We start from the raw sequence: 8,771 nt of genomic DNA on the forward strand, positions 1-8,771 counted from the left end.
ATGGTAAAGCCCGGTCCGACGTTGACCGTGACCGTATTGCTCGAGGGAGCATAAACCCCATCACCCGAATAAGTTACGCGGATAACATGCTGTCCGGTCGTGGTCGAAGAGAAGGAATAGCTGGTGGTACCGCCCGACAGGGTTGGCGCGGGCGAAACCGGGGTGCCATCGACCAGGATCGTGACCGTCCCCGTAGGTGTGGGAGTGAGGGGGGCAACACTGGGGGCGACGCTGATGGTGACGACATCCGACGCACCCGAGGCCGGAGTGGTGGTGGCCGCGGTAACGGTGGTGGTGGTCGCAAGCAGCGATGAGCTGCCCGGAACGGCGGCTGCCTTCCATGCGTTGAGCAGATTGTTGAAGTCGACCGAACCCAGACCGCTAGCCTGGTCGTAACCGGCCGTCGCAGCATAGAGCGACGTGTTCATGGCCGCGGTGGAGCAGTAAGTCGATCCGGCAGTGCAGGAGTTGTTGCCCGTGGTGATGTCGTGGAAGGCCGACGCGTAGGTTGTCGAGTTCGTGGCGAGAGCGTAAAGGGTGGGGTTGACGACGCCCTGCGCGGTCTGCCCGGTCGCCTGATTGATCATGGCCACCATTCCGGCAAAGATGGGAACGGCAAAGCTGGTGCCCCCGGCGATGGTCAGGTTCGAGTTGCTGCTGTCGCGGAATCCGTTCGCGCAGCTTCCGGTGATCCGGGTATTGTTAAAATCGCTGGAGCAATAGAGATAGCCTGCGTTGTTGGGCGACGAGTCGAGCGCGATGTCGGGCACCAGCCGGGTGCTGCCGGAGGGGATACCGGGAAGGCTGGTCTGCCAGGCAGGCCGGGTGGTGGTGAGAACACTGGCCCCGCCGCCGCCTGCGGAGATAGCGGTAGCAGCACTAGTGGCGGAGGCTGAATCGTCGTTCCAGACCTCCTCAGGAATATAGGACTGGGCCGAGCTGAGGACGTCGCTGCCGTTCGCCGCCGCCCAGTAGCTGCTACCGGAGGCAACGTTTGCAGCGGAAAATTCGGTGCCGCCCATCGCGGTGACATATTGGCTGCTAGCAGGAAAATCTACAGCAAGGGCCTGCTGCTGTGCCGTGGTGAGGCCCTTGATGTTATAGCAGTCCGTCGAACCATCGTCCCCAGCAGCCGCAATGACGGTCTGGCCCTGAGCCGCCGCCTGCGCGAGCACGCTGTTCTCAGTGTTGTACTCGGTGGTCGAGTACTGGGTCTCGCAGCCGCCATAGCTGGTGCTGATGATGGGAGCAATGTCGTTGTCGACGGCGTATTGGATGGCATCGGTCACGCTGGCGCCGCTGGCGTTACCGGTATAGACGAAGAAGATGGTCGCGCCGGGCGCAATGGCACCGGAGTATTCGAGGTCGAGGTCAGACTCGGACTCGTCGCCGGTGTAGACGGTAGCGACGCCGGTCTTCGGCACAAGAACCATGGTGGGGTCTTTTTTGGTCAGCCCGGCCGCGCTCTGGAAGTTCTCGATATCGGAGAGGACGACGGCGGTCTGGCCCATGATGGCGATCGACTGGCCGGAGCCGTTGTAGCCTGCGCTCTGGGCGGCCTTGATGTCGTAGATGGTCTCGATGTCGGCTGGTGTCAAAAAGTGGCTGCCGGTCTGTGCGGAGGTAAAGTTGGGCCTCGAAACCAACGAACCGCTCTGGACCCGCATGTGCGAGCGTGGGCGAAAGTTCGAAAGATTAGTGACGGACTGAACGACGGGAGCGAGCGCCGCCGGAAGGCTGATGTTCCCCGCCGGAGCGAAGTGGGTGGTGCCGTCGGTCTGGTAATTATGCAACTGGACGTCAAAGGCAGCCTCGGCCTGCGCCGCCGTGCCGGAGAAGGTGATGCGGTTCCTGCTGCGCGATACGCCTTCGACAGTAAAGCCCTGCTGCTCCAGCCAAGCCTCGGCCTTGGCGATGTCGGCGTCGGACATGCCGAAGCGGACGGCAAACTGGTCGGGAGTCAGCCACGCGTGATATTGCGGCGAGGCAGGGTTCTGCTGGGCGGCGATCAGGGCCTGAAGATCGGCCTCCTGCGCGGCGGACCGGCTAAAGACAAGATTCATGCTGCCGAGTCGCGTCTGGGGCGCGAGGCTCCCCTTGTCGGGAGCAAATCTCGCGATGGGAGGCTGCGATTTGGGCATCACGACGCGCTGGGACGTGATCTCGCCTGCGATACGGGACTGAGGCTTTTGCGCGAGGGAGGAGACGGCGGAGCCGAAGAGAAGCGAAGCCGAAGTAACGAGCCCTAAGAAACTACGCCTGGAGAGGTAAAACGTTCTTGTCATCATCGTCCCTGAGTGCACCAGAATGAGTTGAACACAGAATGTTTGGGGTAGTTGCGACAGTGGTGCATTTTTCGGGGAGAGGTGGTGGCCCGGGCAGGAGTCCAACCTGCGACCTTCGCGTTAGGAGTGCGCTGCTCTATGCAACTGAGCTACCGGGCCAAGATAAAAAGAGCGAGATTATGGTTTACAAACTTTTAGACGGCTTTAGATGACAGTGTACCGTGAGGCCCCGACCCGACCCAGTGATAAACTTGAGGGTGGAGACTTTATGCCTGAGATACAGCGTCGACGTGCAGTAACGGTGAATGTGGGGGAAATTCGTGTGGGTTCGGATGCACCGGTCGTGGTGCAGTCGATGACCAATACCGACACGGCGGACGTGGAATCGACGGTGCAGCAGGTAGCGGCGCTGGCGCGGGCAGGTTCTGAGATGGTACGCGTCACCGTCAACAACGACGAGGCCGCCAAAGCTGTTCCCTATATTGTCGAGGGCATTGCGAAGAAGGGATGGACGACGCCGATCATCGGCGACTTCCACTACAACGGCCACCAGTTGCTGACCAAATATCCCGACACCGCGCAGGCGCTGGCGAAGTACAGGATCAATCCGGGCAACTGCTCAATCGGCCGTAAGGATGACGACAACTTCAGGACCATGGTCGAGGTCGCGGTCAAGCACCAGAAGCCGGTACGGATCGGGGTGAACTGGGGTTCGCTCGATCAGGCGCTGCTGACGAAGATGATGGACGAGAACTCCAAATCGGCCAACCCCCTGCCCGCGCGCGACGTCATGATGGAGGCGATGGTGGTCTCGGCCCTCGATAATGGAGCAGCGGCGGAACGGTACGGTCTGCGGCGGGACCAGATCATCCTAAGCGCGAAGGTCTCCGGCGTGCGCGACTTGATCGACGTTTATACCGAACTGGCTGGACGCTGCGACTATGCGCTGCACCTTGGGCTGACCGAGGCCGGAATGGGAATGAAGGGCGTCGTAGCCTCAACGGCTGGATTGTCTCCCCTGCTGCTGTCCGGGATTGGAGACACGATCCGAGTGAGCCTGACACCTACCCCGGGTGGCGACCGCAGCGAAGAGGTTCGCTGCGGCCAGCAGATTCTGCAGTCGCTGGGGATTCGCAGCTTTATGCCGCAAGTGACGAGTTGCCCCGGCTGCGGACGCACGACTTCGACGTATTTTCAGGAACTTGCGGAGCGGATTCAGGGATATCTGGTGGCCTCGATGCCGGAGTGGAAGAAGCAGTATCCCGGGGTGGAGGAGCTGAAGCTCGCTGTCATGGGCTGCATCGTCAATGGCCCCGGCGAGAGCAAGCACGCTAATATCGGCATCTCGCTGCCGGGAACCTTCGAGGAACCGAAGGCCCCTGTTTATGTTGATGGAAAACTGTTCACTACCTTAAAGGGTGACAAGATCGTTGAGGAGTTCCAGGTGATTCTCGATGAGTATGTCGAGAAACGGTACGGCAAGGTTTTGGTGGAAGCTTAGCCGCTATCAAGCGAAATACAGGGGCCGGCGGATCCAAGGTTGAAGTGCAACGGATGCGAGTTAGTCTGAACCGTCGAATGAATTTGTTCCCGACTTTGTCGTGATCTGAATGATGCCCCCACCGCTTCTACTATTTTCATATCAATAACATGACAAGTCTTGGTCCGAACAAGTGGTTCGACAAAGGTGAACTATGCTTTATTTCACATCGGACGTGTGACTGGATCCATATCTTGCCGACTGCCATCGTTGATCTCCATCGGATGCTAACGTTTTGTTCGTTTGCTCAAAGCGTTGAATTCTTCGAGCGTGTAGCTCGGAGTTATATCCTGCGAGCAGTTCCAATCGAACGCCTCGAGGTGGATCACGATAGCCCGCTCAACGCGTATTCCTTTTTCGTCGGTACGGAGTTCATCACATGTGTCGAGATGGGATAGTGCTCTCCGCAATTCGCTCCGCGACTCCGGATATTACGAGAGAAGGACAGCGGTGGAGTCCCTATCGAACCATTGCCGCGTGGTACCTCTGGCGCGTACCACGCGACGCTTCTACGAAAGACTGAGTTGCTGCTGCGATGTCACTACCGCTGCTTCTAAATCCAGTAGCCGACGCTTTCGTTCGGAGACCACCAGCATACCCCGTGAGGCTTCCGTTGCTACCGACGACCCGGTGGCACGGGATGATAATACTGATCGGGTTCCTGCCGTTTGCAAGCCCTACGGCAGGGATGGCGAGGCGATTGCCGAGCAATTCCGCAAGCTCTCCGCAGGAGCGCGTCTCTCCATACGGGATTGTTTGCAGCAGGCTCCACACCGATTGCTGGAAGATCGTTCCGCGCAGCGCGATCGGCAAGTCGAAGTGAACCCGCTTGCGCCGAAAATACTCATCGAGCTGCGAGCGGACAACGTCGAAGCCCGACGTTGCCCTTGGGGTGAACGCCCGAGCTTGTGACTTGCGCAGCTGGCACTTCGCTAGTTCCGTTGAGTTCCACAGTTATCTGTCGCATGAATCGCTAATGGCCTTTACACAGCCGATCTGATCGCCTCAATGAGAGGGGTAGTTGGCCGACCGATGAGAGAACGAAGGTCTGCCGACTGACTATCCAAGTCGCCTTTCGCAGCGCCGACATCAGAGTCGGCAAGCATCGCTGCAATGGGCATCGGCAGGCCAAACTTCAGAAGTGCCTTCTCGTACTCTTCCTGTGGGAGGTCCTGATAGACCACGGTGATCTTTGCAACCTCGGAAACCTCGGCCGCGAGTTCTGAAAGGGTGAAGGATTCATCCCCGGCAAGCTCGTAGACTTTGTTTTCGTGCCCCTGGCTGGTAAGGACAACTGCGGCTGCGGCTGCATAGTCTGCCCGCGCGGCGGAAGCGAACTTTCCTTCTTTCGCTGCGCCCAGGATCGCCCCATACTGTAGCGCAGGGGCCAACGATTCCGTGTGATTCTCCAAGTACCAGCCGTTGCGCAGGATGACAAACGGCAAGCCTGAAGCCTGGATCGCCTTCTCCGTGGCGAGATGCTCCCTTGCAAGAGAAAGAGCGGATGTATCCGCACGCAAAATGCTCGTATAGACGAGCATTTTGACGTTGGCGGCAACAGCAGCGTCGATCACATGCTGGTGTTGTGCGAACCGCTGACCAATTTCGCTGGACGAGATCAGCAAGACCTTCTCTGCGCCTGCGAAAGCCTTGGCGAGGGTTTCGGGCTTCGTGTAGTCCGCTTCGCGAAGCTGCACACCCAAGTTCGCCAGACTCGAGCCCTTTTCGATATTACGAACGGCTGCAATGATCTGCTCTGCCGGCATCTTTTCCAAAAGACTCTTGATAGCGTGTCCACCAAGCTTTCCACTTGCTCCTGTTACAACGATCATTGGTCTTCTCCTTGTTTGCGTTTTGCATGAAAGCCAAGGACGCCGCCTTTTTCGTAAAGCCGTCCGTCCACACTGTTACCTCGGTTGTTTGATCCCTCGCGGAAGCCTGCTAGGTGGTCGTGACCGTCACTGCCTGACGCACATATCGAACGCTTTCGAGTTCCTTCACCATGAATGCCGCAAGATCGGCGCGCGCAATCTTGTGCGCTTTCTCGCCGCCCTTCGTGCTCAGCACCCTGGTAACGCCGGTCTTCTCACCGTCGGTCAACATAGGCGGCCGCACGAGCGTCCAGTCCAAGTTGCTGCCTTCGATCTCGGCCTCCATGCCCGCCTTGTCTACCAGCAGACCCCGCAGAAACGTCCGCATGAGCAGGTGCTCGTTGAAAAAACCGGCGTTCTTGACGCTCTCGCCCGCGCCCACCACCGAAATCTTCATCAACCGCCGCACGCCATTGCGCCGCATCGCGTCCACAATATTGTGCGCCGCGCTCGTTTCCATCGTCGTCACTTTCCACGGCGTCTTGCCGCCCAGCGCGTCGATCACCGCATCCTGTCCGGCTACCGCAACGTCGACCGCGGCCGCGTCCAGCACGTCGCCCGCAACAACTCTGACATTCGCCTTCTTGTACTGCGCGGCACTACGCACGAAAGCCGTCACCTTATGTCCGGCCGCCAGCGCCTCATTTACCAGCGCCTCTCCGCTCTTGCCCGCTGCTCCAATCACTAGAACTTTCATCGCATCCTCCTTTGTCTCGTATTTGGCCGCCCATCCAAATGCGCGACCTGACGATTAGAGGCCTATTCAAACCATTGGTTGAAAATTATTCAGTGGTTTCTAATTTTGAGTGTCTCAACGCTCACGAGCTCGTAAAAATACCAACCACCAGTGCCATGGGCGGGTGACGCTTTTGCACCGCAAATCGTCCTTGGAACTCTTTTGTCCGTTTCTTGCAACTGTTCACGCTTTGAGTGCGGGGGACTCGTGGTTCAGCCCCTTGACCATCAGCCAAAAACCGGTTGTCACTTCCGAGAGTCCCATCGGGATAAAGGCAAGATCCAAGATGCTCGTGTACTCCGGGAAAACGAGCTTCCCGAAGCACGCTGCAATCACCAGCAAAGAAGCGAAGATACCCAGCCCGGACAGCACTCTCGGAATGTAGCCGAACCGAAGGAAGAGATAGAAGAAGATGGTCGATCCCATCCCCATAAAGATGGCGCTGACGTTTAGGGAATTTGCCGAAGCTTGGAAGATCAGTCCCGAAAGCTCGCTCAACAGCCCCACGTTGAACGTGCCTGCGTGATCTGCCGCAATGTGAACGGAGACCGAGAGAAATTGCAGGACGATCCACATAGCGCCAAGAACAATCTCGCCCAGCCTGAATGAAAGCGCGGCCAATGCAAGATTACGATTTGCCGGTCGAAGAGCTACGTAAAGGCTGATCGCCAGCCAAAGCGCCAAGAGCATCGTACTCAGTTGGACCGAAACGCCGATCCGATATAGGTGCTCTGAAGAGGCGATCCGGTGCGAGGAATCTATAAAGTTGCCGCTCTTTTCGATACCGGACCTCAGAAACAGTCCGGTAACGAATACGGCGATCACCAGCAGATACATCAATCCTGCCATTCGTGCATATTTGTTCTGGGCGATGCGGTCGTTAAGCTCTTCCATACTGTCTCCTTAATGAAACTTATGCAGCTAGCACCCGATCGTTCCGTTTGACTTCAACGGTGGTCGCGGGGACGTGAAATTCTTCATTGTGACGCCGCTGGAAAGCGGAATTTGCTACCGATCAGTAGCGGATCGCGATGGGGACCGTGATCCTATGTTCTCGACCGGGTAGACCGAAGGATCGAACGGGGGAGGCCCCAGCTTCCCGCGCGTACCATTCGATATGCCGTAGCCTTCCAGTGGAATACCGGGGAATCGGCCTGTTGGGCGTGGAGTCGCTGCGGGGTCAAGCCGGCGGCAATCAACATTGCAAAAAGAAGAGTGGCAATGGAATGAATTCGGTTGAGTCGCATCGAGGATTCTCCTTCGGAATGTTCGCCTCGGTCATACATCGGTTTTACTTTAACCAATGGTTATAAGTCAACAAACGGTCGTAAAAATTATCGAAAGGGTCTAAGCTATTGAAGTGACATCCACATCACCAAGTCGCCGGGTAGAGCGCAAGGAAAGGCTGCGGGGCGAAATCCTTGCGGCTGCAAGCAAAATGTTCGCCGATCGCGGTTACGAAGCCGTGACGCTTCGTGCGATCGCTAAAGAGATCGGCTATACGCACGCCGTGATCTACCAGCATTTTCCGGACAAATGGCACATTCTTGCCGAGTTGAGCAGCGAGGTGATCGGCCTGCTGATTCAGAACTTCGACGCGATTGCCGCTAAACATCCTGCGCCGAAAGAGCGTCTTTTTGCGACTTCGCGCGGCTTGATTCAGTTCTGCACTGCCCATCCACAGCAATTCCGCAACGTCTTCTTCGGGCCGGAGAACCGCAACGGCATCCGCGCTGGACAATATATCGACGACATCGGCAGGCCGTTGTTCCAACGTTTCGTACAGCTCTTTTTCGATGTTGCCAGGGCTGAAGGATTGCCAAGTAAGGATGACACAGTCGTAGCCCACACCTGGTGGTACACGATCCTCGGCCTCGCCACGCTCATGGTCATCCAAGGGGTTGTGCCTGACTTGCCTGACCAGACTCTCGTGGTCGAGCAAACGATCGCAACGCTTTGGGCAGGCGTTCAGGCTGTTCCGCGATTGCCGAAGAGTGCAATCTCTAAGCGATCCAGTCGGTCCATTGCTCCAAAGCACTAACAGCTTCTGTCTACTTAGGAGTCGTTGGAGGTATGCCCGTGGAGTACCAGGACTCAACCACTTTTCCAAGGTCGCAGTTCATTCACCATTGTGCCGCCGACCCGCCGGGATCAGCTGTTGCTCATGTTAGACATGACAGATGCTCTTCGGCCGAGTGAGTTGTTCGCAATTCGTTGGCGCACGTTCGACGATGAGAACACGCTCGACCTAACCGAAACCGTCTACCGGGGGAGTTGAGACCTTTCGGCAAAACCTTCGCCATGTACGCCGGGGCCGTGATCTGCCTTGGCGGGCTCAT

The 8,771-nt window shown here is 57.6% G+C and carries 7 protein-coding genes and 1 tRNA gene; 2 read left to right on the top strand and 6 right to left on the bottom strand.

All coding sequences use genetic code 11. The annotated features are described in order from the left end of the window. Positions 1 to 2,288 (bottom strand): protease pro-enzyme activation domain-containing protein (locus VMU57_RS05085; protein WP_325381473.1); only part of this gene is annotated, 2,288 nt, incomplete at its 3' end. Positions 2,289 to 2,367: 79 nt separating this feature from the next. Beyond that, positions 2,368 to 2,444: transfer RNA gene (locus VMU57_RS05090), tRNA-Arg, on the bottom strand. A gap of 109 nt (positions 2,445 to 2,553) precedes the next feature. Between VMU57_RS05090 and ispG the strand changes: the two genes are divergently transcribed. Further along, positions 2,554 to 3,786 (top strand): flavodoxin-dependent (E)-4-hydroxy-3-methylbut-2-enyl-diphosphate synthase, encoded by a 1,233-nt coding sequence (gene ispG, locus VMU57_RS05095; protein WP_325381475.1) that lies wholly within the window; start codon positions 2,554 to 2,556, stop codon positions 3,784 to 3,786. 498 nt (positions 3,787 to 4,284) lie between these two features. Here the strand turns inward: ispG and VMU57_RS05100 are convergent, their stop codons facing one another. The 4 genes from VMU57_RS05100 to VMU57_RS05115 form a co-directional block, all read right to left on the bottom strand. Beyond that, entirely contained in the window at positions 4,285 to 4,599 is a 315-nt protein-coding gene (locus VMU57_RS05100; protein WP_325381485.1) for a methylated-DNA--[protein]-cysteine S-methyltransferase, read from the bottom strand. 209 nt (positions 4,600 to 4,808) lie between these two features. After that, positions 4,809 to 5,657: an SDR family oxidoreductase gene (locus VMU57_RS05105; RefSeq protein ID WP_325381477.1), complete on the bottom strand. Its 849-nt coding sequence runs from the start codon at positions 5,655 to 5,657 to the stop codon at positions 4,809 to 4,811. 109 nt (positions 5,658 to 5,766) lie between these two features. After that, the gene (locus tag VMU57_RS05110) at positions 5,767 to 6,393 is read right to left on the bottom strand and encodes an NAD(P)-dependent oxidoreductase (protein ID WP_325381479.1); all 627 of its coding nucleotides are present in this window, start codon (positions 6,391 to 6,393) and stop codon (positions 5,767 to 5,769) included. Positions 6,394 to 6,615: 222 nt separating this feature from the next. Beyond that, on the bottom strand, positions 6,616 to 7,326 hold the full coding sequence (locus VMU57_RS05115; protein WP_325381481.1) for a DUF4386 domain-containing protein: 711 nt from the start codon (positions 7,324 to 7,326) through the stop codon (positions 6,616 to 6,618). Positions 7,327 to 7,792: 466 nt separating this feature from the next. On the opposite strand from VMU57_RS05115, the gene VMU57_RS05120 reads away from it, so the two are divergent. Continuing rightward, on the top strand, positions 7,793 to 8,473 hold the full coding sequence (locus tag VMU57_RS05120) for a TetR/AcrR family transcriptional regulator (RefSeq protein ID WP_325381483.1): 681 nt from the start codon (positions 7,793 to 7,795) through the stop codon (positions 8,471 to 8,473). Positions 8,474 to 8,771 lie beyond the last annotated feature (298 nt).

Source organism: Edaphobacter sp., assembly GCF_035532915.1.
GTDB lineage: Bacteria > Acidobacteriota > Terriglobia > Terriglobales > Acidobacteriaceae > Edaphobacter.

Bases quoted from the DNA above. Each gene is read 5' to 3' on its own strand.
- VMU57_RS05110 (WP_325381479.1), bottom strand. From the start codon at position 6,393: ATGAAAGTTCTAGTGATTGGAGCAGCGGGCAAGAGCGGAGAGGCGCTG.
- ispG (WP_325381475.1), top strand. From the start codon at position 2,554: ATGCCTGAGATACAGCGTCGACGTGCAGTAACGGTGAATGTGGGGGAA.
- VMU57_RS05105 (WP_325381477.1), bottom strand. From the start codon at position 5,657: ATGATCGTTGTAACAGGAGCAAGTGGAAAGCTTGGTGGACACGCTATC.
- VMU57_RS05115 (WP_325381481.1), bottom strand. From the start codon at position 7,326: ATGGAAGAGCTTAACGACCGCATCGCCCAGAACAAATATGCACGAATG.